Source organism: Microbispora sp. NPDC004025, from assembly GCF_053604425.1.
Window position 1 is genome coordinate 22,595 of sequence record NZ_JBSGHN010000004.1, and the last position, 20,373, is coordinate 42,967.

At 72.3% G+C, this 20,373-nt stretch carries 27 protein-coding genes; 22 read left to right on the forward strand and 5 right to left on the reverse strand.

The annotated features are described in order from the left end of the window. Positions 1 to 18: 18 nt before the first annotated feature. Both ACWEQG_RS11895 and ACWEQG_RS11900 read right to left on the reverse strand, forming a co-directional pair. Complete coding sequence (locus ACWEQG_RS11895) at positions 19 to 1,335, reverse strand: acyltransferase family protein (protein WP_452283974.1); 1,317 nt, start codon at positions 1,333 to 1,335, stop codon at positions 19 to 21. Then, on the reverse strand, positions 1,336 to 1,767 hold the full coding sequence (locus ACWEQG_RS11900) for a CBS domain-containing protein (RefSeq protein ID WP_452283976.1): 432 nt from the start codon (positions 1,765 to 1,767) through the stop codon (positions 1,336 to 1,338). It lies immediately after the preceding gene. Between the two features lie 101 nt (positions 1,768 to 1,868). Between ACWEQG_RS11900 and fbp the strand changes: the two genes are divergently transcribed. Continuing rightward, positions 1,869 to 2,990 (forward strand): fructose-1,6-bisphosphate aldolase/phosphatase, encoded by a 1,122-nt coding sequence (fbp, locus tag ACWEQG_RS11905; RefSeq protein WP_452283978.1) that lies wholly within the window; start codon positions 1,869 to 1,871, stop codon positions 2,988 to 2,990. 2 nt (positions 2,991 to 2,992) lie between these two features. Further along, complete coding sequence (locus ACWEQG_RS11910) at positions 2,993 to 3,205, forward strand: DUF1918 domain-containing protein (protein WP_363462627.1); 213 nt, start codon at positions 2,993 to 2,995, stop codon at positions 3,203 to 3,205. Between the two features lie 12 nt (positions 3,206 to 3,217). On the opposite strand, the gene ACWEQG_RS11915 is transcribed toward ACWEQG_RS11910, so the two are convergent. After that, positions 3,218 to 3,853 (reverse strand): phosphoribosyltransferase, encoded by a 636-nt coding sequence (locus ACWEQG_RS11915; protein WP_452283980.1) that lies wholly within the window; start codon positions 3,851 to 3,853, stop codon positions 3,218 to 3,220. A gap of 108 nt (positions 3,854 to 3,961) precedes the next feature. On the opposite strand from ACWEQG_RS11915, the gene ACWEQG_RS11920 reads away from it, so the two are divergent. Further along, positions 3,962 to 4,996 carry a LacI family DNA-binding transcriptional regulator gene (locus ACWEQG_RS11920; protein ID WP_452283982.1) on the forward strand — a complete coding sequence of 345 codons (1,035 nt, stop codon included), beginning with the start codon at positions 3,962 to 3,964 and terminating at the stop codon, positions 4,994 to 4,996. Positions 4,997 to 5,003: 7 nt separating this feature from the next. Here ACWEQG_RS11920 and ACWEQG_RS11925 read toward each other — a convergent pair whose 3' ends face one another. Continuing rightward, a complete protein-coding gene (locus ACWEQG_RS11925; RefSeq protein WP_452283984.1) occupies positions 5,004 to 5,966 on the reverse strand; it encodes a DUF418 domain-containing protein in 963 nt (320 codons plus the stop codon). Between the two features lie 123 nt (positions 5,967 to 6,089). On the opposite strand from ACWEQG_RS11925, the gene ACWEQG_RS11930 reads away from it, so the two are divergent. The 19 genes from ACWEQG_RS11930 (at position 6,090) to ACWEQG_RS12020 (ending at position 19,566) form a co-directional block, all read left to right on the forward strand. After that, positions 6,090 to 7,244 carry a sensor histidine kinase gene (locus ACWEQG_RS11930; protein ID WP_452283986.1) on the forward strand — a complete coding sequence of 385 codons (1,155 nt, stop codon included), beginning with the start codon at positions 6,090 to 6,092 and terminating at the stop codon, positions 7,242 to 7,244. Continuing rightward, the gene (locus tag ACWEQG_RS11935; protein WP_452283988.1) at positions 7,241 to 7,960 is read left to right on the forward strand and encodes a response regulator; all 720 of its coding nucleotides are present in this window, start codon (positions 7,241 to 7,243) and stop codon (positions 7,958 to 7,960) included. The genes ACWEQG_RS11930 and ACWEQG_RS11935 overlap by 4 nt, the downstream gene beginning before the upstream one ends. 13 nt (positions 7,961 to 7,973) lie before the next feature. Next, the gene (locus tag ACWEQG_RS11940; RefSeq protein WP_452283990.1) at positions 7,974 to 8,246 is read left to right on the forward strand and encodes a GlsB/YeaQ/YmgE family stress response membrane protein; all 273 of its coding nucleotides are present in this window, start codon (positions 7,974 to 7,976) and stop codon (positions 8,244 to 8,246) included. 172 nt (positions 8,247 to 8,418) lie between these two features. Further along, positions 8,419 to 9,036: a D-sedoheptulose-7-phosphate isomerase gene (locus ACWEQG_RS11945; protein WP_452283992.1), complete on the forward strand. Its 618-nt coding sequence runs from the start codon at positions 8,419 to 8,421 to the stop codon at positions 9,034 to 9,036. After that, positions 9,033 to 9,254, forward strand: coding sequence for a hydrogenase assembly protein HupF (locus ACWEQG_RS11950; protein ID WP_452283994.1), 222 nt, complete (start codon positions 9,033 to 9,035; stop codon positions 9,252 to 9,254). Before ACWEQG_RS11945 ends, ACWEQG_RS11950 begins: the two co-directional genes overlap by 4 nt. Beyond that, the gene (locus tag ACWEQG_RS11955; RefSeq protein ID WP_363462618.1) at positions 9,251 to 9,943 is read left to right on the forward strand and encodes a D-sedoheptulose-7-phosphate isomerase; all 693 of its coding nucleotides are present in this window, start codon (positions 9,251 to 9,253) and stop codon (positions 9,941 to 9,943) included. The genes ACWEQG_RS11950 and ACWEQG_RS11955 overlap by 4 nt, the downstream gene beginning before the upstream one ends. Then, complete coding sequence (locus tag ACWEQG_RS11960) at positions 9,930 to 10,982, forward strand: NADH-quinone oxidoreductase subunit B family protein (protein WP_363462617.1); 1,053 nt, start codon at positions 9,930 to 9,932, stop codon at positions 10,980 to 10,982. Before ACWEQG_RS11955 ends, ACWEQG_RS11960 begins: the two co-directional genes overlap by 14 nt. Before the next feature lie 2 nt (positions 10,983 to 10,984). Beyond that, complete coding sequence (locus tag ACWEQG_RS11965) at positions 10,985 to 12,763, forward strand: nickel-dependent hydrogenase large subunit (protein ID WP_452283996.1); 1,779 nt, start codon at positions 10,985 to 10,987, stop codon at positions 12,761 to 12,763. Beyond that, entirely contained in the window at positions 12,760 to 13,230 is a 471-nt protein-coding gene (locus ACWEQG_RS11970) for a NifU family protein (protein WP_452283998.1), read from the forward strand. Before ACWEQG_RS11965 ends, ACWEQG_RS11970 begins: the two co-directional genes overlap by 4 nt. Further along, positions 13,227 to 13,832 (forward strand): DUF5947 family protein, encoded by a 606-nt coding sequence (locus ACWEQG_RS11975; RefSeq protein ID WP_452284000.1) that lies wholly within the window; start codon positions 13,227 to 13,229, stop codon positions 13,830 to 13,832. The genes ACWEQG_RS11970 and ACWEQG_RS11975 overlap by 4 nt, the downstream gene beginning before the upstream one ends. Before the next feature lie 2 nt (positions 13,833 to 13,834). Then, positions 13,835 to 14,485, forward strand: a complete 651-nt coding sequence (locus ACWEQG_RS11980; RefSeq protein WP_452284002.1) for a DUF6084 family protein — start codon at positions 13,835 to 13,837, stop codon at positions 14,483 to 14,485. Continuing rightward, positions 14,482 to 15,768 (forward strand): hypothetical protein, encoded by a 1,287-nt coding sequence (locus ACWEQG_RS11985; protein WP_452284004.1) that lies wholly within the window; start codon positions 14,482 to 14,484, stop codon positions 15,766 to 15,768. Before ACWEQG_RS11980 ends, ACWEQG_RS11985 begins: the two co-directional genes overlap by 4 nt. Further along, on the forward strand, positions 15,765 to 16,253 hold the full coding sequence (locus ACWEQG_RS11990; RefSeq protein WP_452284006.1) for a hydrogenase maturation protease: 489 nt from the start codon (positions 15,765 to 15,767) through the stop codon (positions 16,251 to 16,253). Before ACWEQG_RS11985 ends, ACWEQG_RS11990 begins: the two co-directional genes overlap by 4 nt. After that, entirely contained in the window at positions 16,247 to 16,351 is a 105-nt protein-coding gene (locus ACWEQG_RS11995) for a DUF6893 family small protein (RefSeq protein WP_452284008.1), read from the forward strand. Before ACWEQG_RS11990 ends, ACWEQG_RS11995 begins: the two co-directional genes overlap by 7 nt. Positions 16,352 to 16,356: 5 nt before the next feature. Beyond that, entirely contained in the window at positions 16,357 to 16,764 is a 408-nt protein-coding gene (locus ACWEQG_RS12000; protein ID WP_452284010.1) for a hydrogenase maturation nickel metallochaperone HypA/HybF, read from the forward strand. Further along, positions 16,712 to 17,002 carry a HypC/HybG/HupF family hydrogenase formation chaperone gene (locus ACWEQG_RS12005; protein WP_363462609.1) on the forward strand — a complete coding sequence of 97 codons (291 nt, stop codon included), beginning with the start codon at positions 16,712 to 16,714 and terminating at the stop codon, positions 17,000 to 17,002. Before ACWEQG_RS12000 ends, ACWEQG_RS12005 begins: the two co-directional genes overlap by 53 nt. 6 nt (positions 17,003 to 17,008) lie before the next feature. After that, a complete protein-coding gene (hypD, locus tag ACWEQG_RS12010; RefSeq protein WP_452284012.1) occupies positions 17,009 to 18,133 on the forward strand; it encodes a hydrogenase formation protein HypD in 1,125 nt (374 codons plus the stop codon). Continuing rightward, positions 18,130 to 19,212, forward strand: coding sequence for a hydrogenase expression/formation protein HypE (gene hypE, locus ACWEQG_RS12015; RefSeq protein WP_452284014.1), 1,083 nt, complete (start codon positions 18,130 to 18,132; stop codon positions 19,210 to 19,212). The genes hypD and hypE overlap by 4 nt, the downstream gene beginning before the upstream one ends. Before the next feature lie 18 nt (positions 19,213 to 19,230). Beyond that, positions 19,231 to 19,566 (forward strand): hypothetical protein, encoded by a 336-nt coding sequence (locus ACWEQG_RS12020; RefSeq protein WP_452284016.1) that lies wholly within the window; start codon positions 19,231 to 19,233, stop codon positions 19,564 to 19,566. Positions 19,567 to 19,583: 17 nt separating this feature from the next. On the opposite strand, the gene ACWEQG_RS12025 is transcribed toward ACWEQG_RS12020, so the two are convergent. Beyond that, positions 19,584 to 20,303, reverse strand: coding sequence for an SDR family oxidoreductase (locus tag ACWEQG_RS12025; RefSeq protein ID WP_452284018.1), 720 nt, complete (start codon positions 20,301 to 20,303; stop codon positions 19,584 to 19,586). Between the last annotated feature and the right edge of the window lie 70 nt (positions 20,304 to 20,373).

The window sequence follows — 20,373 nt, forward strand, 5'->3', positions numbered from 1 at the left end:
TTATCCGGACAAGTCGCCCTACCCTGCTGGTGAGGCCTGCATGGCCCGCGGCACTCGCGCGGTCCGCAGCAGCGCGGCTCCGGCGAGGTAGACCGGGAGCATCGGCGCGGGCAGCCCGTCCGAGCCGGTGAGCGCCGCGCCGAGGATGCCCGCGACGACCAGGCCGGCGCCCACGAGGGTGACGGCCGTGGCGCCCACGCCGACGGGCCGGCCGGGCGCCGGGCAGGGACCCGCGCGCCGTTCGAACCGGCCGAACACGGCGACGAGGACCACGAGGGCCGCCGTCAGGAACGCGAGCCAGGGCACGCGCAGGAGCAGCCAGGCGGCCGACCCGGGCGGCGGCTGCGACAGCAGGCCGGTGACGTAGAGGGCGGGCACGGCGATCACGACCGCGGTCATGTGCCAGAGGAACACCGTCATGATCACGGAGTTGGTCGCGACGACGGCCGTCCAGGGACGCGTACGGCGCAGCATGCGCCCGCCGCGCTCGTGCAGCAGCAGGGCGACGCCCGTCTGCGCGACCGCCAGGGCGAGCAGCGCGAGCGTGGGCGGCGAGGTGTTCTGCAGGCGGTCGCCGGGGTCGGCCACCATGCTCACGGGGTACGGCCCCGGGACGGTGAGCAGCACGAGCGCCGCCAGGCCGCCCACGGCCATGGGCGCCGCGACCCGGGGACGGGCGGGCAGCGCCCCCTCCCGCCAGGCGATGCCGAGCTGGTAGACCGCCGCCCAGGCCAGCAGGTAGCCGGCGGCGCCGAGCACGGCCGGGCCGCCGAGCAGCCGGGCCGCGTCCCCGAGCGCCACCGGCACCGCGAACACGACGGGCACCGCGAGGCCCGCCCTGCGGTGCAGCGCGAGCAGGACCGGCGTGAGCAGGACGACCGTGACGTACGCGGCGAGGAACCACAGCGGCAGGCAGGCGAGCCAGACTCCCCGGCCGGCCGTGACGGGGTCCGTTCCCAGGAGGACCGCGAGCAGGGCCGCGCCGCTCAGCGTGAGGACGAACGCCGTCGTCGGGCGGATCAGCCGGTCGGTGCGGCCCAGGAACCACCCGATCGCGCCGCCGCCGCGGCGCCGGTAGGAGTCGAACGAGGCGGCGTTGGCGAAGCCGCCCACCAGGAAGAACACCGGCATGACCTGGAACAGCCAGGTGAGCGGGCGGGCCCAGGGAGCGAACGCGAGGACCGTGCCGCCGCCGACGCGATCGCCGTACGTCACCACGACGGCCAGCCAGTGCCCGAGGACCACCAGGGCGATCGCGACGGCGCGCAGCAGGTCGACGTGGCGGTCGCGGCCGGGCGGCGTGCGCTCCGCCGTACGCCGCAGGGTCGTGAACATCTAGTCGCTCTGGTGCTGCGGTTCGCTGATCTCCTTGACCACCGGGGTGAGCAGGTCGGCGGTGAGCTGGTGCATCTGGAGGAGCAGGTCGTCGATCGTCAGCATGCCGACCACACCTGCCTCGTCGGCCACCGGCAGCCTGCGGAAGGCGTGGTGGCGGAACAGGTCGAAGGCCGCCTCGATCTCGTCCTCCGGCCGCACCACCACGGGGTTTTCCGACATCACCCGGCCGACCGGCGTGTCCCCGTCCCCGCCCTGGGCGAGCACGCGCAGGGCGAGGTCCCGGTCGGTCACGACCCCCGCGACGCCCCGCCCTTCGGACACGACGACACAACCGACCCCCGAGTAGTCCATGTGCCGCGCGACGTCCCGCACCGGCGTGATCGGCGGCACGACGACCACCGGCGTGGACATCAGATCTTTGACTCTCATGGCGGGCCCTCCCCCTCGTACGGAAGTCCGCCCTGCTTTGTGACCTAATGCCCTATTTATCCCTCCAAGTTCGAATAAACGTGGAAATGGAGGTGATCCGTATGATCACGCTGAGTGTCATCAAGGCCGACACAGGGGGGTTCGTCGGCCACTCCGCCGCCCATCCCCGGCTGCTGGCCGAGGCCAGGCGGGAGATCGAGCGGGCGAAGTCCTCCGGGCTCCTCATCGACGGCCACGTCGACAGCTGCGGCGACGACATCTCGCTCATCATGACCCACACCTACGGCCAGGAGGCGGGGCTGATCCACTCCTTCGCCTGGGACACCTTCCAGGCGACCACCCACCTCGCCAAGGAACTCGGCCTGTACGGCGCCGGCCAGGACCTGCTGTCGGACGCCTTCTCCGGCAACCTGCGCGGCATGGGCCCGGGCTACGCCGAGCTGGAGTTCGAGGAGCGGCCGTCCGAACCGGTGCTGTGCTTCCTGGCGGACAAGACCGAGCCGGGCGCGTGGAACCTCCCGCTGTACAAGATGTTCGCCGACCCGTCCAACACCGCCGGACTGGTGATCGACGAGAAGATGCACGCCGGGTTCGCCTTCGAGGTGTACGACCTCCGCGAGGACCGGCGCATCGTCTTCGACTGCCCGGCGGACCTGTACGACATGCTCATGTACATCGGCGCCCCGTCTCGTTACGTCATCCGCGGCGTGCGCTCCAAGACGCTGGGCACGACCGCGGCGGCCACCAGCACCCAGCGGCTGTCGCTGATCGCCGGCCGGTACGTCGGCAAGGACGATCCGGTGCTGATCGTGCGCTGCCAGTCGGGCCTGCCGGCCGTGGGCGAAGTGCTGGAGCCGTTCGCCTTCGCGTACTCGGTGGCGGGGTGCATGCGCGGCTCGCACCACGCGCCGCTGATGCCGGTGTCCGTCGGGCAGGCGCACCCGTCGCGGTTCGACGGCCCGCCGCGGGTGGTCGCTCTCGGCTTCCAGATCAAGGACGGCAGGCTGATCGGCCCGCGCGACATGTTCGACGACCCGGCGTTCGACGGAGCCCGGCGGCAGGCCGGCGAGGTGATGGACTACCTGCGCCGTCACGGGCCGTTCGAGCCGCACCGGCTGCCGTTGGAGGACCTTGAGTACACCACCATGACCTCCCTCACCGCGCGCCTGGCACACCGCTGGACGCCGATCACGACCGAGGTCGCGACCCCGGTGGGCGGCTGACGATGAAGGCATTCGTCGGCGACCACCTGATCGTGGAGAGCATTCGCACGGGCAGGGCGGGCCGCGTCGGGATCGTCGTGGCGCTCTACCACACGGACGGTTCGCCGCCCTACCTGGTGCGATGGCTCGACGAGGAGCGGGAGACGCTGTGCTACTACCCCGGGCCCGACGCCCGGGTCGAGCACAGCTGGGAGCGGCTGCCCGAGAGTCCCTGATCTTGTCGCCGATCAGCCCGCCGCCTGCCGCAGGTACTCGATCACGTCCTCGTCGCGCGTCTGGCTGAAGTCGTCGTACCAGGCGCCGATCGCGTAGAAGTGATCGGGCGTGTCGAGGCAGACGACCTCGTCGGCGTCCCTGCGCAGGCTCGCGATCGTCTCAGGGGCGCCGACCGGCACCGCGAGCACCACCCGGGAGGCTCCGTGGGCGCGCGCCACCTGGCAGGCGGCACGGGCCGTCCCGCCCGTCGCGATGCCGTCGTCCACCACGATCACGGTACGGCCGGCCAGGTCCACGGGCGCGCGATCACCCCGGAAGCGTTGTGCCCGGCGCTCCAGTTCGGCCCGCTCACGCCGCTCCACCTCGGCCATCTCGTCGCGGGTGACGTTGGCGAGCCGCAGGACGTCGGGGTTCAGCACCCGCACCCCGCCCTCGCCGATGGCGCCGAAGCCCAGCTCCGGCTGGTACGGCACGCCCAGCTTGCGTACGACGATCACGTCCAGAGGGGCGCCGAGGGCCCTGGCGACCTGGAACGCGACCGGCACGCCCCCTCGCGGCAGCCCGAGGACGACCGCGTCCTCCGCGCCGGGGAGTCCGCGCAACCGCTCGCCCAGGCGCAGCCCGGCGTCCCGACGATCGACGAACACGACAGTCACCCCTGACCTTCGCTCCTGCTTCTCACGGTCCGTCCCCGCCGCCGTCCGCGGTAGGGCCGAAGGGCCCGGGGAAACAGCCCGGGGAAATAGACTGTCGCCGTGACCTCGACCGACCCGGCCCTCGACGGGGAGCTTCCGCGTCAGAGGCTGACCGTGGCCGAGATCGCCCACCTGGCCGGAGTCTCCGCGCCGACCGTGTCCCGGGTGCTCAACGGTCATGCGGGAGTCGCCCTGGCCACCCGGCAGCGGGTGGAGGCGGTGCTGCGGGAGCACGGCTACCGGCGGCGCGACAGCGAACCCGCGGCGATCCTCGAGCTCGTCTTCCACGCATTGGAAAGCCTGTGGGCACTGGAGATCATCCAGGGCGTCGAGCAGGTCGCGCGGGAGCACGAGCTGGCCGTGGTGCTGACCGAGATGGAGGGCAGGCTGACCCCGGGCAGGGCGTGGACCGAGCAGGTGCTCGCCCGCCGTCCCACCGGGGTCGTGGCGGTCTTCTCCGAGCTCACCGTGCAGCAGCAGTCGCAGCTGGCCACCCGCTCGATCCCCCTGGTCGTGCTCGACCCGACCGGCGAGCCGCTGCACCAGACCCCGTCGGTCGGCGCCACCAACTGGAGCGGCGGGATGGCCGCCACCCGCCACCTGCTCGACCTCGGCCACCGCCGCATCGCGATGCTGAGCGGGCCCACCCAGTGGCCGTGCTGCCGGGCGCGGCTCGACGGCTACCGCGCCGCGATGGACGCGGCGGGCGTGCCCGTGGACCCCGCGCTCGTGCGCGTCAGCACGCTGTACGTGGAAGGCGGCCTGCGTGACGGGGCCGAGCTGCTGCGCCTGCCCGATCCCCCGACCGCCGTCTTCGCCGCCAACGACCTGCAGGCGCTCGGCGTGTACGAGGCCGCCAGGCGGGCCGGGCTGCGCATCCCGGAGGACCTGAGCGTCGTCGGGTTCGACGACCTGTCGTTCACCCAGTGGACCGGGCCGCCCATGACGACCGTACGGCAGCCGCTCGTGCAGATGGGGGCCGCCGCCGCGCGGATGGTCCTGGCCCTCGCGGACGGCGGGCACCTCGAACAGCACCGGGTCGAGCTCGCGACCACCCTCGTCGTCCGGGAGAGCACCGCGTCGCCGCGTTCCTGAGTGGCGTTCACCGCGCCCCGGCCCAGGTGGCCCGCCGCCACAGCCACTCCAGCGGGCCGTACGGGCGCCGGCGCAGCCAGAGCGTGGACCACAGCCACTGGACGGCGAGGACGGCGGCCGAGGTCAGGGCCACCCGCGCCGAGGACCAGGCGTCCGCCGGGCCGCCGCCGACGCGGGTGATCAGCAGGACGAGGACCGTCGCGGTCAGATAGTTGGTCAGCGCCATCCGCCCCAGCGGCGCGAACAGGGCCGCCAACACCGGCCGCAGCGGCGTCGCGAGCAGCACCAGCAGGGCGCAGACGTACACCCCGGCGACCAGCAGCCCGCCCAGCGCCAGCGCGCGGCTGAAGCCGGGGTCGCCGCCGCCCAGCCGGGTCTGCCACCACAGGACGGGCGCGGCGAGCGCCGCGAAGGTCAGGCCGAGGACGGCGGGCGCCCGGACGGACCGCTCGATCCGGGCGGCCACGCCATACCGGGTCAGCGCGGAACCCAGCAGGAACAACCCGGCGACCAGCAGGAACCTCTCGCCTCCGAGGATCAGCGACGCCGTGACGAGCGTGGGGGCGAGCACGGCGACGGCCGCGCGCGGCAGCCATGTCGAGGGCAGCAGCACCAGCAGCCCGACGACGGCGTACGTGCTGAGGATGTCGCCGGGCCACAGCAGGAAGAAGTGCGCCAGCCCGGCCGCGAGCAGCACGAGCAGCCGACGGGCCAGGACCAGCCGCGGCCGGGCGACCCGGGCCGCGGCCGATTCCAGCAGCAGCGAGAACCCGACCCCGAACAGCAGGGAGAAGATCGGGAAGAAGCGCTGCTCGACGAGCAGCCCCATCCAGGCGTCGTCGGGGGCCGCGGGCTCGCCGGGCGCCATGAGGTCGCCGAGGTGGGCGATCGGTTTGACGTTGGCCAGCAGGATCCCGCACAGCGCGAACCCGCGGACCACGTCGAGCGCGACGATGCGTTCACGTTTCATGGGGCCTCATGGTGCGCGGCGGCCGCCCGGCTCCGGCACCGGCCGGAAGCGGGAATCAGGCCGGTCGCAACCGTACTTTCGGCCGGTTCCTGCGCGGGCGGCCGATCTCATAGCCTCGGCATCGTGCGGGTGCGGAGATGGGCGGCCGACATCGGGCTCGGTGTCGTGTTCGCGGTGGTGCTGGCCTTCTGGGCCTCCCGGATCGCGGACAGCTGGGGCGGCGGCTACTGGCGGTTCGGCTGCGCGGCGGGGGCCGTGGTCTGCGCCGCCGCCCTCGCACGGCGGCTCGATCGCACGCGGGCGGCCGTCGCCGGCCTGGCCGTCGCGGCGACCGCCGTCCTGGCCTCCCGGTTCGCCGGGCTGCCGAGCGAGCCCGGCCCCGGCATGGCTCTGGGCCTGTCGGTGCTGATGGGCTCGGCGGTGCGGGTGCTGCCCGTGCACGTCGCCCGCGCCGTGGCGGGCGGCGGCCTCGTCGTGGCGGTGGGCAGCCTGCTGTCCGCGCACACGCTCACCGCGGGGGTTCCCTCTGTCACCGCGCTGAACGTGGCGGCCTGGCTCGCGGGTGTCGTGGCCGGGCTGGTTCCCCGGCTGCTCGACGCCCGCCGCCGGGCCGCCGCCGAGGCCGTGCGCCGCGCCGAGCGGCTGGCGCTCGCCCGCGAGCTGCACGACGTCGTCGCGCATCACGTCACCGGCATCGTGGTGCAGGCCCAGGCCGCCCGGATCGTGGCGCGCAGGAGTCCCGAGAAGGTCGGCGGCGCCCTGGCGGACATCGAGGCCGCCGGTTCCGACGCGCTGGCCGCGATGCGCCGCGTCGTCGGTCTGCTGCGCGACCCCGGTGACCGCGCCGGCCCGGCCGCACCCGCAGGACCGGGCGAGCTGGACGAGCTGGTCGAACGCTTCGAGGCCGACGGCCGCGCCGTACGCGCGCGGCTGCCGGGCGAGGAGGAGACGGCCGCGTGGCCGCCCGAGGTGACCGGCACGGTCTACCGGGTCGTGCAGGAGTCGCTGACCAACATCGCGCGCCACGCCCCGCACGCGCGCTCGGTCACGGTCAGCGTGGAGCGGGACCGGGAGGCCGTCACCGTCGAGGTCGCCGACGACTCGCCGCGCGGCCCCTCGCGGCACCACCAGCGCGGCGGATACGGCCTGCTCGGGATGCGCGAGCGGGTCGAGGCCCTCGGCGGCACGCTGCGGGCCGGGCCACGTCCAGGGTCCGGCTGGTCGGTGCTCGCGACCCTGCCGGTCCCGGTGCGCGACCAGCGATGTGACCACCGATGACGATCAGGGTGCTGGTGGCCGACGACCAGGCGATGGTCCGCGGCGGCCTGCGGCTGATCCTGGAGGACCAGCCCGACATCGAGGTGGTCGCCGAGGCGGCCGACGGAGCCGAGGCCGTCGAGGCGGCCCGGCGGCTGCGCCCGGACGTGTGCCTGGTGGACGTGCGGATGCCCCGGCTCGACGGTATCGCGGTCACCCGCGCCCTGGCCGGGCCGGGCGTCCCCGAGCCGCTGCGGGTGGTCGTGGTCACCACCTTCGACCTGGACGAGTACGTCTACGGCGCGCTGCGGGCGGGCGCGACCGGCTTCGTGCTCAAGGACTGCGGCCCCGCCCTGCTCGTGGAGGCCGTGCGGGCCGCGCACCACGGGGACGCGCTGGTCTCCCCGTCGGTCACCCTGCGGCTGCTGCGTCACCTGACGGCCGCCGCGACGGCCGCGAGGCCGTCGGCGGACCATCCGCTCTCGAAGCGGGAGATCGAGGTCGTCAGGGCGGTCGCCAGGGGGCGCACCAACCAGGAAATCGCCGCCGAACTGTTCATCTCGCTGAGCACGGTCAAGAGCCACGTGGCCGGTGTGCAGGCCAAACTCGGCCTGCGCAACCGGGTCGAGATCGCCGCGTGGGCCTGGGAGAACCGCATCGCGGACGGCACCCAACCCTCCCGATTTGTCGAGTTTTGTCCGGTTTCTGCTGGGCAGAAGGGAGGCACCGACCACTAGGGAGGGTGGCAGCATGGCCGTCAGCGGCATCATCTCCGCCATCATCATCGGACTCATCATCGGCGCCCTCGGCCGGCTGGTCGTCCCCGGACGCCAGGCCATCCCGATCTGGCTGACCATAGTCATCGGCATCATCGCCGCCTTCATCGGCACGGCGATCGCCGGAGCGCTCGGAGTCGCCCCCGCGGGCGGGTTCGGCTGGATCCAGCTGATCATCCAGGTGGCGCTCGCCGCGATCGGCGTCTTGGGCGCCGTCGCGTTGTACCGTCGCAAGAGCGTCGGGTAGACCCTGCCCCGCCGACGGCCCCGGTCCGGCCGGGGCCGTCGGCGTGTTCGGGCTGTAGTGATCTTTACGAAATCACCGACATCTGTTGATTCCCCCCGTCCCGGCTCGGCGTACGGTCGTTAACCAGGGGTTTTCCCTGAGGGATGACGCGATCCGGGGGAAGTGGTCCGGGATGGACCAGGCGGTCCTTGCACGTGTTCCGGAGGTCTTCGCGCGCCGCGTGGGCCCGGCGCTCGGCCTGGCCGACGAGGCCGACGCGGTGGCCAGGGCCTGCCACGCGATGGCGACGCGCTTCCACGGCGGCGGCAGGCTCATCGTCTTCGGCAACGGCGAGGCCGCCACCGACGCCCAGCACATCTCGGTGGAGTTCGTCCATCCGGTGATCGTGGGCAAACGGGCGCTCCCGTCGTTCTCACTCACGAGCGACGTGGCGACGATCACGGGAGTCGCCGCGACGGCGGGCCTGGAGGAGGTCTTCGCCCACCAGCTGCGCCGTCTCGCCGCGCCGCGGGACATCGCCCTCGGCGTCTCGCCCGACGGCGGCTGCGTGAACGTGCTCCGTGGCCTGGAGACCGCACACCGGCTCGGCCTGCTCACGCTGGCGCTGACCGGCGGCGACGACGGCGGGCCGATCGGCCGCAGCCCGGCCGTCGACCACGTCCTGATCGCCCGCTCCGCCGATCCGCGTGTGGTCAAGGAGGTGCACGTCACCACCTACCACATCCTCTGGGAGCTGGTGCACGTGTTCTTCGAGCAGCCGGGTGTGCTCGACCCACGGGTGATCCCGTGAACTGCCCCGGCGAAAGCTGCGTCACCTGCTCCGACGAGGCGGTCGCGGTGACCGTCGTACGGCTCCTGGAGCGGGAGCTCGCGCTCGTCGACACCGGCCGGGGCCGGGAGGTGGTCAGCGTCGCCCTGGTGGACGCCGGGGCCGGCGACACGATCCTGGTCCACGCCAAGGAGGCCATCGCGGTCATCGCGGTCGCGCGGGAGGTGGGTGGGCCGTGACCGGCGACATGGAGGCGCTCTACCCCTTCCTCTACTCGGAGTCCACCGACCTCGACGCGGTCATGACCTCCGTACGTCAGTCGACGGTGGAGAAGGTCGACGAGATCGTCACCCTGCGCCGGACGGTGCTGGAGCGCGACGGGGACCGGATCGCCGCCTGCGCGCAGGACATGGCGGAGTCGTTCGCGGCGGGGGCCCGGCTGTTCGCCTTCGGCAACGGGGGCAGCTCGACCGACGCCCAGGACGTGGCCACGCTCTTCATGAATCCCGGCTTCATCAACCACGGGGGTCCTGCCCGCCCTCTTCCCGCGTTCGCCCTCACGGCGGACATCGCGGTCGTGACGGCGCTGGCCAACGACATCGGCTTCGAGGTGGTCTTCGCCCGGCAGCTCGCCGCGTCCGCCTTCGCCGGGGACATCGCGCTCGGCCTGTCGACCAGCGGGAACTCCCGCAACCTCATCGCCGCGTTCGAGGAGGCGGGCCGGCGCGGCATGCTCACGGTCGGACTGGCGGGCTACGGCGGCGGCCAGATGGCCGAGCTCGGCACCATCGACCACCTGTTCGTGGTCCCCTCGGCCTCGGTCCACCGGATCCAGGAGGCCCAGACGACCGTCTACCACGCGCTCTGGGAGCTGACCCAGCAAGCGCTGATCCGATCGGAAGCCGGTGACAGCGATGACGGCGCCTGACGGACAGAACGAGCCTGTCATCCACATCCTGTGGATAAACGCCGGGTTGAGCTGCGACGGCGACTCGGTCGCGCTCACCGCCGCGACCCAGCCGAGCATCGAGGAGATCGTGCTCGGCGCGCTGCCCGGCCTGCCCAAGGTCGAGGTCCACTGGCCGCTGATCGACTTCGAGTGCGGCCCGATGCAGGGCGCGGACACCTTCATCGAGTGGTACTTCAAGGCCGACCGGGGCGAACTCGACCCGTTCGTGCTGGTCATCGAGGGATCGATCCCCAACGAGTCGATCAAGCGAGAGGGCTACTGGTGCGGGTTCGGCAACAACCCCGACACCGGGCAGCCGATGACGACCAGCGAGTGGCTCGACCGGCTCGCGCCGAAGGCGACCGCCGTCCTCGCCGCCGGCACCTGCGCCACGTACGGCGGCATCCACGCGATGGCGGGCAACCCGACCGGGGCGATGGGCGTGGCCGACTACCTGGGCTGGGACTGGCGGTCGAAGGCCGGGCTGCCCATCGTCAACGTGCCCGGCTGCCCGATCCACCCGGACAACCTGTCGGAGACGATCCTCTACCTGCTCTACCAGCTCGCCGGGCAGGCGCCGATGATCCCGCTGGACCACGCGCTGCGCCCGACGTGGCTGTTCGGCCAGACCGTGCACGAGGGCTGCGACCGGGCCGGCTACTACGAGCAGGGCCAGTTCGCCACCGAGTACGGCTCGCCGAAGTGCCTGGTGAAGATCGGCTGCTGGGGGCCGGTCGTCAAGTGCAACGTGCCCAAGCGCGGCTGGATCAACGGCGTCGGCGGCTGCCCCAACGTGGGCGGCATCTGCATCGCGTGCACGATGCCCGGCTTCCCCGACAAGTTCATGCCGTTCATGGACGAGCCGCCCGGCGCCCGCGTCTCGTCGACCGCGAGCCAGGCGTACGGCACGGTGATCCGCGCGCTGCGGAGCATCACGTTCAAGACGGTCGACAAAGAGCCGAAGTGGCACAAGAAGGGCCGCGAGCTGCTCACCGGTTACAAGGCCCCCTGGAGCTGACGATGACGACCCGGGAACGCGAACTGGTCGAGATGGCCTGGGACCCGATCACCAGGATCGTCGGCAGTCTCGGCATCTACGCCAAGGTCGACTTCGCCAACCGCGAGGTCGCGGAGTGCTACAGCACCTCGTCGGTGTTCCGTGGCTACAGCATCTTCATGAAGGGCAAGGACCCGCGCGACGCCCATTTCATCACCAGCCGGATCTGCGGGATCTGCGGCGACAACCACGCCACCTGCTCGGTCTACGCCCAGAACATGGCGTACGGCGTGCGCCCGCCGCACATCGGCGAGTGGATCATCAACCTCGGCGAGGCGGCCGAGTACATGTTCGACCACAACATCTTCCAGGAGAACCTGGTCGGGGTCGACTACTGCGAGAAGATGGTCCGCGAGACGAACCCGGGCGTGCTGGCGCGGGCCGAGCGCACCGAGGCGCCGCACGCGGCCGACCACGGCTACCGCACGATCGCCGACATCATGCGCTCGCTGAACCCGCTGGAGGGCGCGTTCTACCGCGAGGCGCTGGCGATGAGCCGCACCACCCGGGAGATGTTCTGCCTGATGGAGGGCAGGCACGTGCACCCCTCCACGCTCTACCCCGGCGGGGTGGGCACGGTCGCGACCGTGCAGGTGTTCACCGACTACCTCACCCGCCTGACGCGGTACGTCGAGTTCATGAAGCGGGTCGTCCCCATGCACGACGACCTGTTCGACTTCGTCTACGACGCGATGCCCGGCTACGAGCAGGTGGGCCGCCGGCGGGTCATGCTCGGCTGCTGGGGCAGCTTCCAGGACCCCGAGCACTGCGACTTCGACTACCGGCACATGAACGACTGGGGCCGCCGGATGTTCGTCACCCCGGGCATCGTGGTGGACGGGAAGCTCGTCACCAACGACCTGGTGGACATCAACCTCGGCATCCGCATCCTGCTCGGCAGCTCCTACTACGACGACTGGGCCGACCAGGAGCCGTTCGTCACCGAGGACCCGCTGGGCAACCCGGTGGACATCCGCCATCCGTGGAACCAGCACACGATCCCGCATCCGCAGAAGCGGGACTTCAGCGACAAGTACAGCTGGGTGATGTCACCCCGCTGGTTCGACGGGCGGGACCTGCTCGCGCTCGACACCGGCGGCGGCCCGCTCGCCCGCCTGTGGGTCACCGCGCTGTCGGGGCTGGTGGACATCGGCTACGTCAGGTCCACCGGGCACAGCGTGGAGATCAACCTGCCGAGGACGGCGAGCCTGCCGGAGAAGACCTTCGAGTGGCGGATCCCCCGGCGGAACGGGGAGCTGCTGTCCAACGCCGTCGAGCGCAACCGGGCCAGGACGTACTTCCAGGCCTACGCCGCCGCGTGCGCGCTGCACTTCGCGGAGCAGGCGCTGGGCGAGGTCCGTCAGGGGCACACCCAGACGTGGTCGCCGTTCACCGTGCCCGACGAGGCGATCTCCTGCGGCTTCACCGAGGCCGTGCGGGGCGTCCTGTCCCACCACATGGTGATCAGGAACGGGAAGATCGCCAACTACCACCCGTACCCGCCGACGCCGTGGAACGCGAGCGTGCGCGACTTCAACGGCACGCCGGGGCCGTACGAGGACGCGGTGCAGAACACGCCGATCTTCGAGGAGAACCCGCCGGAGACCTTCAAGGGCATCGACATCATGCGCACGGTGCGCAGCTTCGACCCCTGTCTGCCCTGCGGCGTCCACATGTACCTGGGCCGGGGCAGGCAGCTGCGCGTGGTGCACAGCCCGCACGCCTTCCCGGGGACGCCATGACTCACGACGTCGCCGCCACCGGTGAGCGGATCGAGCGGCTCATCGCGGAGCTGACCGGCGAAGGCGTCCGGGCCGGGGCCGAGGAGCTCGTGCGGGAGGTCGTCGGCCTGTACGGCGCGGGTCTCGAACGGGTCATGGCGATCGTCACCGAGGCCGGGGCGGCCGGCGCGCTGCGCGGGCTGGTGGAGGACCCGCTGGTCTCGAGCCTGCTCGTGCTGCACGACCTGCACCCGCTGACCACGGCCGAGCGGGTGCGGGCCGCGCTCGACGGCCACCCCGCGGAGCTGCTGAGCGTCGAGGACAGCGTCGTACGGCTGCGTCTGGAGGGGACCTGCGGCTGTCCCTCGTCGCGGGTCACCGTCACCGAGTCGATCGAACGCGCCATCGCCCGGGTGGCCCCCGAGGTGACGCGGGTGGACGTCGAAAGCGCCGTGACTCTGCTGCAGATAGGCAGGCGCCCGTCATGAGCACCGGCCTTCGCCGCTTCCGCGAACCGGCCGTAGTGCCGGAGCTGTGCGAGATGTGCGCCGACCCGGTGGAGGCGGAGCACGGGCACGTGGTGGACCTGGAGACCAGGGCGCTGATGTGCGTCTGCCGGGGCTGCCGCCTGCTGTTCGTCCGGCCGGGCGGGGGACGCTACCGCGCCGTTCCCGACCGCTACCTCTACGCGCCGTCCTTCCGGGTCTCTCCCGCCGACTGGGACGAGCTGGGCATCCCGGTGCGTACGGCGTTCTTCTTCCGCAACTCCTCGCTCGGCCGGACCGTGGCCTTCTATCCCAGCCCGGCCGGGGCGACCGAGTCGCTGCTCCCGCTCGCGACCTGGGAGCGCGTGCTCGCGGCCAACCCGGCGCTGGCGGACGCCGAGCCCGACGTCGAGGCGCTGCTGGTGGACCGGGCTCCGGACGGGTCGTTCTCCTGCCATCTCGTGCCGATCGACGCCTGCTACCGGCTCGTCGGCCTCGTACGGCTGCACTGGAAGGGCTTCGACGGCGGACGGGAGGCGTGGGAGGCCATCGACGGCTTCTTCGCCGCCCTGCGCCGCCGGGCCCGTGTTCTGAAGGAGGTTTGACCTTGGACGACGGTCTCCGCTTCGACTGCCTGGACGCCCGGCCCGAGCCGTACGCCGCCTCGCCCACGCTCGTCTTCCGCCTGCGCGTCACCGATCCCTCTCCCGAGGGCGTCCACGCCATCGCGCTGCGCTGCCAGATCAGAATCGAGCCGCGCCGCAGGCCGTACGGCCCGCAGGAGGCGGCGCTGCTCGCGGACCTGTTCGGCGAGCCGGCCCGGTGGGGCGACACGCTGCGGCCGGTGCAGTTCGCCATGGCGCAGACGATGGTGCCCGGCTTCACCGGGAGCGCGACGATCGACATGCCCGTGCCGTGCGGCTACGACCTGGAGGTGGCCGCGGGCCGCTACTTCGCCTCCCTGGACGACGGCGAGATCCCGCTGCTGCTGCTGTTCAGCGGGACCGTGCTCGCACGCTCCGGCGGGGGCGTGAGCATGCGGCAGGTCCCCTGGCACTGCGAGACCCGTCACCGCCTGCCGGTCGCGGTCTGGCGGGAGACGATCGACACCGCCTTTCCCGGCTCCGGCTGGCTGCGGCTGCGCCGCGACACCGTGCGCGAGCTCCTCCGCTTCAAGTCCGAACGGGTGCTCGCCACCGTCGACGAAGCCGTGGAAGCCCTGCTGGAAGAGGCGAGCCCGAAGGAGGGAGCGCGGTGACCGCGCCCATGGAGTCGGCCCGCCGCGTCGCGGACGCCGTGCTGTACGAGGGCTACCTGCTCTACCCCTACCGCGCCTCGGCCGCCAAGAACCGCATGCGCTGGCAGTTCGGCGTGCTCGTGCCGCCGAACTATCCCGGCGAGCCGTCCGCCAGCGTGACCGAGTGCCTGCTCGAGGCCCCCGGCGAGGCCCGGCTCGACGTGCGGCTGCGGTTCCTGCACGTCAGGGGCAAGACGGTCGAGCGGCGCGAGGACGACGGCTACTGGCCCGTGCCGCGGCTGACCGTCGGCGGGCGCGACTACCTCAGCTTCGACGAGGCCGCCGAGCGGGAGGCCAGAACCATACTGTCCCTGCCGGACGTGACGGACGGACGGCGCACGATCGAGGTCCGGGTGCCCGGCGAGCGGGTCATCGAGCCCATCACCGGTCCCGGCGGCGAGCGGACGGGCCGGGTCGTCTGCGAGCACCAGCCGCTCGACGCGGAGATGCGGATCTCCGCCGAACGGCTGCCCGGGCCGTACGGGCTGGTGCGGCTGCGGGTCGAGGTGGAGAACACCGCCCACTGGGAGCGGGCGGACGCGCCGCGTGAGGAGGCCCTGCGCCGCTCGCTGGTCGCCGCCCACCTGCTGATCGGGGTGAGCGGGGGCGCCTTCGTCTCGCTGCTCGACCCGCCGCTGTGGGCCGAGGGGGCGGCGCGGCAGTGCCGCAACGAGAACACCTGGCCGGTCTTGGTGGGCGAGCCCGGCCGCCGCGACGTCGTGCTGTCCTCGCCGATCATCCTGTACGACCACCCGGCCATCGCCCCGGAGAGCCCCGGCGACCTGTTCGACTCGACCGAGATCGACGAGCTGCTCACGCTGCGCACGCAGACGCTGACCGAGGAGGAGAAGCGGGAGGCCAGGGTCACCGACCCGCGCGCCGCCGAGATCCTCGAACGGGCCGCCGACCTGCCGCCGGAGCTGCTCGAACGCCTCCACGGCGCCATCCGTCACCTGGAGGTGCCCGCCAGGACGCCGGAGGACGACGCGGTGACCGTGTGCGGGGTGCGGATCGGCAAGGGGAGCCGGGTGCGGCTGCGGCCGGGCACCCGGCGCGCCGACGCGCACGACATGTTCCTGACCGGGCGGATCGCCCGGGTCGAGGCGGTGTTCCTCGACGTGGACGGGGTGCGCCACCTGGCCGTGACGCTGGAGGACGATCCCGGCTCCGATCTCCAGCGCGAGCAGGGACGCTTCCTCTACTTCGCACCGGACGAGGTCGAACCCGCAGGAGAACCGGCATGAGAGCACTGGTGGCCGGCGTGGGCAACGTCTTCCTCGGCGACGACGGCTTCGGCGTGGCGGTGGCCCGTCACCTCGCCGCCACCGGGGTTCCCGAGGGCGTGGAGGTCGGCGACTTCGGCATCCGGGGCATCCACCTCGCCTACGAGCTGACCTCGGGGTACGACCTCGCGATCCTCGTGGACGCGGTCCCGGCGGGGCGGGCTCCCGGCACGCTGTGCGTCCTGGAGCCCGCGTCCCCGGAGCCGGCCCCGGCCTTCGTGGACGCGCACGCGATGACGCCCGACGCGGTGCTCACGCTGGCCTCCGGCCTCGATCTCCCCCGCGGAGACCGGGGAGGCAGAGTTCTGCTGGTCGGCTGCGAACCCGCCGACGTGTCTCCCGGGATGGATCTGAGCCCGCCGGTCGCGGCCGCCGTCCCCGAGGCGGCCGGTCTCGTGCTCGAACTCATCGCGGAGGAGTTCCCGGAAGGGGAGCGGCGATGGTGAAACGCGTGGTCCTCGTGCTGCTGGTGGCCGGGATGACCGTCCTGGTCGTCCAGTCGCTTCCCGACATCCGACGCTATCTGCGGATCAGAAGGATGTGATTCCGATGCACGAGTTCGGGATCGCCGAGGCGGTGCTGGAGACCGTCGAGCACCGGGCGGACGGCAGGCGGGTGCGCCGGGCCCGGGTGCGGGCCGGCGCCCTGCTGCGCATCGCGCCCGCGGCCCTGGACCAGGCCTTCTGCCTGGCCGCCGCCGGGACGGTCGCCGAAGGAGCGACGCTCGATCTGGTCATCGAGCCCGCCCGGCTCATCTGCCGGGGGTGCGGCCACTCCGCGCTGTGCGCGGACCCGCTCATGATCTGCGGACTGTGCGGGGGCATCGACGTCGACACGGAGGGCGGCGACAGTCTCGTCCTCGAATCCATCCAGCTCGACCCCGAGACCACTGCGGAGGAGTCCCATGTGCCTGGGCATCCCCGGCGAGATCGTGGAGATCCCGCCGGACCAGACTGACCTCGCCAAGGTCGACGTGAGCGGGGTGCGGCGGGCCGTCAACATCGGGCTGCTCGACGGCCAGCCCCTGGGGCCCGGCGACTGGGTCCTGATCCACGTCGGCTTCGCACTGTCGAAGATCGACGAGGCCGAGGCCCGGGCCGCGCTGGAGTTCCTCGAAGGCATCGGCCAGGCGTACGAGGACGAGCTGGCCGCGCTGCGTGACTCGTCCATCGGCGACTCGTCCATAGAGAGGTGAACAGCGGTGCGTTTCGTCGACGAGTACCGCGACGCGGACAAGGCGCGGGCGCTGTCCGCCAGGATCGCGAGCCTGTGCGAACCGGGCCGGGCGTACAAGTTCATGGAGGTGTGCGGCGGCCACACCCACACCATCTACAAGCACGGGCTGGAGGACTACCTGCCCGAGACGATCACGCTGGTGCACGGCCCCGGCTGCCCGGTCTGTGTGATCCCGATGGGCCGCGTGGACGACGCGATCCACATCGCGGAGCAGCCGGACGTGATCATGACGTCGTTCGGCGACATGATGCGGGTGCCCGGCGGGCGCGGGTCGTTCTTCGACTCCACCGCCCAGGGCGCCGACATCCGCATGGTCTACTCACCGCTGGACGCCCTGAAGATCGCCCGCCGCAACCCGGACCGCCGGGTGGTCTTCATGGCCATCGGGTTCGAGACCACCGTGCCGTCCACCGCCATGACCGTCCTGCGGGCGGCGGCCGAGGGCGTGCGCAACTTCTCGGTCTTCTGCAACCACGTGACGATCATTCCCGCGATCAAGGCCATCCTGGACTCGCCCGATCTACGTCTCGACGGCTTCATCGGGCCCGGCCACGTGTCCACGATCATCGGCTGCCGGCCGTACGAGTTCATCGCACGGGGATACGGCAAACCGCTGGTGGTGGCGGGCTTCGAGCCGCTGGACATCCTGCAGTCGGTCTACATGCTGCTGCTCCAGCTCGCCGAGGGGCGCTCGGAGGTCGAGAACCAGTACGCCCGGGTCGTGCCGTGGGCGGGCAACGTCAGGGCCCTGCGGGCGATCAACGAGGTGATGGAGCTGCGGCCGTACTTCGAGTGGCGCGGCCTCGGGTTCATCTCCCACTCGGCCCTGCGGATGCGGGACGAGTACGCGGCGTACGACGCGGAGCGCCTGTTCGCGATCCCCGGCGGCCGGGTGGCCGATCCGAAGGCGTGCCAGTGCGGCGAGGTGCTCAAGGGCGTGCTCAAGCCGTGGGAGTGCAAGGTCTTCGGCACGGCCTGCACACCGGAGACGCCGATCGGCACCTGCATGGTGTCGTCCGAGGGCGCCTGCGCGGCCTACTACAACTTCGGCCGCTTCTCGCGGCAGCGGGTGAGGGAGGCGACGCGGTGACCGAGACGACCCGTGAGCGGCAGGTCCTCGAACGCATCGACCGCGCGCGGCAGCGGAAGGCCCGCGTGCGCGAGGAGCACATCACGATGGCCCACGGCGCGGGCGGCAAGGCCACCCAGACCCTGATCGAGGCGGTCTTCCTCGACGCGTTCCGCAACCCGCTGCTCGAACCGCTGGAGGACGGCGCGGTGTTCGGCGCGGGCGGCGCGCGGCTCGCGTTCACCACCGACTCCTACGTGGTCTCGCCGCTGTTCTTCCCCGGCGGCGACATCGGCGACCTCGCCGTCAACGGGACCGTCAACGACCTGTCGGTGTGCGGGGCCCGGCCGTTGTACCTGTCGGCCGGCTTCGTCCTGGAGGAGGGTTTCCCGGTCGAGGACCTGCGGCGGATCGCGGCGTCGATGGCCGGGGCCGCCGGGGCGGCGGAGGTGTCGATCGTCACCGGGGACACCAAGGTGGTGCAGCGTGGCAAGGCCGACGGCTGCTACGTCACCACCGCGGGCGTGGGACTGCTGGAGCGGGACGCCCGTCTCGGCGTCGCGCACGCGCGTCCCGGCGACGCCGTCCTCGTGTCCGGCCCTATCGGCGAACACGGCGTCACGATCATGCTGGCCCGGGGCGAGCTGGACATCGAGGCCGACGTGACCTCGGACACCGCTCCCCTGAACGGTCTGGTAGCCGCCCTCCGGGCCGCCGCAGGCGAGGGAGTGCGGTGCCTGCGGGACGCGACGCGCGGCGGCGTCGCGACGATACTCAACGAGATCGCCCGGGCCTCCGGCGTCGCCGTCGTGGTCGAGGAGGACGCGGTGCCCGTACGGCCCGCCGTACGCGGAGCGTGCGAGCTGCTGGGCATCGACCCGCTCTACGTCGCCTGCGAGGGCCGGATGGTCGCGGTCGTGGACGGGGACGCGGCCGGGGCCGCGCTCGCCGCCCTGCGGGGCCATCCGCTCGGCGAGGGCGCCGCGGTCGTCGGCCGCATCGGGGACGATCCACCGGGCCTGGTGCTGCTCAAGACCGCTTTCGGCGGCACCCGGATCATCGACGTGCTGGTCGGCGACCCGCTGCCGCGGATCTGCTGACCGGGAGGTGACTTCATCATGAGCGAGACCGAGCGGGCGGGCGATCTGGCGTTCCGGCCGGAGGCCGCGGGCGAGCCCGGGCCCGGGCGGAAGCCGTCCGCCGAGGAGGAGTCGGGCGTGCCCGCCACGGACACCGAGGCGAGATCTCCTCTCGGCGCGGGCGAGACCCTCAGCCGGAGAGGCGAGGAGACCGCCCAGCGGGAGCGGGAGCCCGGGCGGGACCGGGAGGGCGTGCGAGGCGAGGCCGACCGGCCGCACGGCCGTTCCACGCTCGAGGACTCCACCGGCATCGAACCGGAGGGGCCCATCGACGAGGAGAGCCCCCCGCTGCCCTCCGGCGACCAGGGCGGCTGAGATCGCGCCCGGCCCGATCAGACGAGGACGTGCCCGCCGTCCACGGTGAGGACGGTCCCGGTGGCGAACGGCTCCGTCATCAGGAACACGTAGGCTCGCGCGATGTCCTCGACCTCGCCGACCCGGCCCGCCGGGATCGCGGCGCCGATCTCGGCGTACATCCGCTCGCGGTCCTCTTCCCCCATCCCGGACCACAGCGGAGACCGTACGAAGCCGGGCGACACGACGTTCACCCTGATGGGCGCGAGCTCGACGGCCAGCGCCTTGGTCAGTGCCTCCATGGCGCCGCAGATGCTCGCCGCGACGGCCCAGCCCGGACCCGGCCGGTCCTTGGCGATGCCGGTTGTGAGAGTGATCGAACCATCCTCGCGCAAGTACGGCAGAGCGGCGCGGACCGCCCCCAGCGCACCGAAGTAGCGCAGCGCGAAGAAGTCGCACGCCGCGTCCAGGTCGAGCGTGTCCAACGGCATCATCGTCAGCGGCTCACCGGCTGTGTAGACGAGGTGGGCGAACTCGCCGAGGTCCTCGAAGAGCCGGCCCACGGCCCGGGCGTCCGTGAGGTCGGCGACGCGGCCGTCGCAGCTCCCGGGCAGCCGGGTCAGCGCGTGCTCGACGCTGGCTCGCCGGCTGGAAACGACCGTGACGACGGCGCCCTGCCGCGTGGCCGACTCCGCGGTGGCCAGTCCGATACCCGACGTGCCGCCGAGCACGACGACGCGTTGCCCCTGCAGATCCATGACTCGTCCTTCTGTTGGGAATCTCGACTTCTTCAGGGTGGGCCCACCCCATCGCCGCCGTCCAAGACCC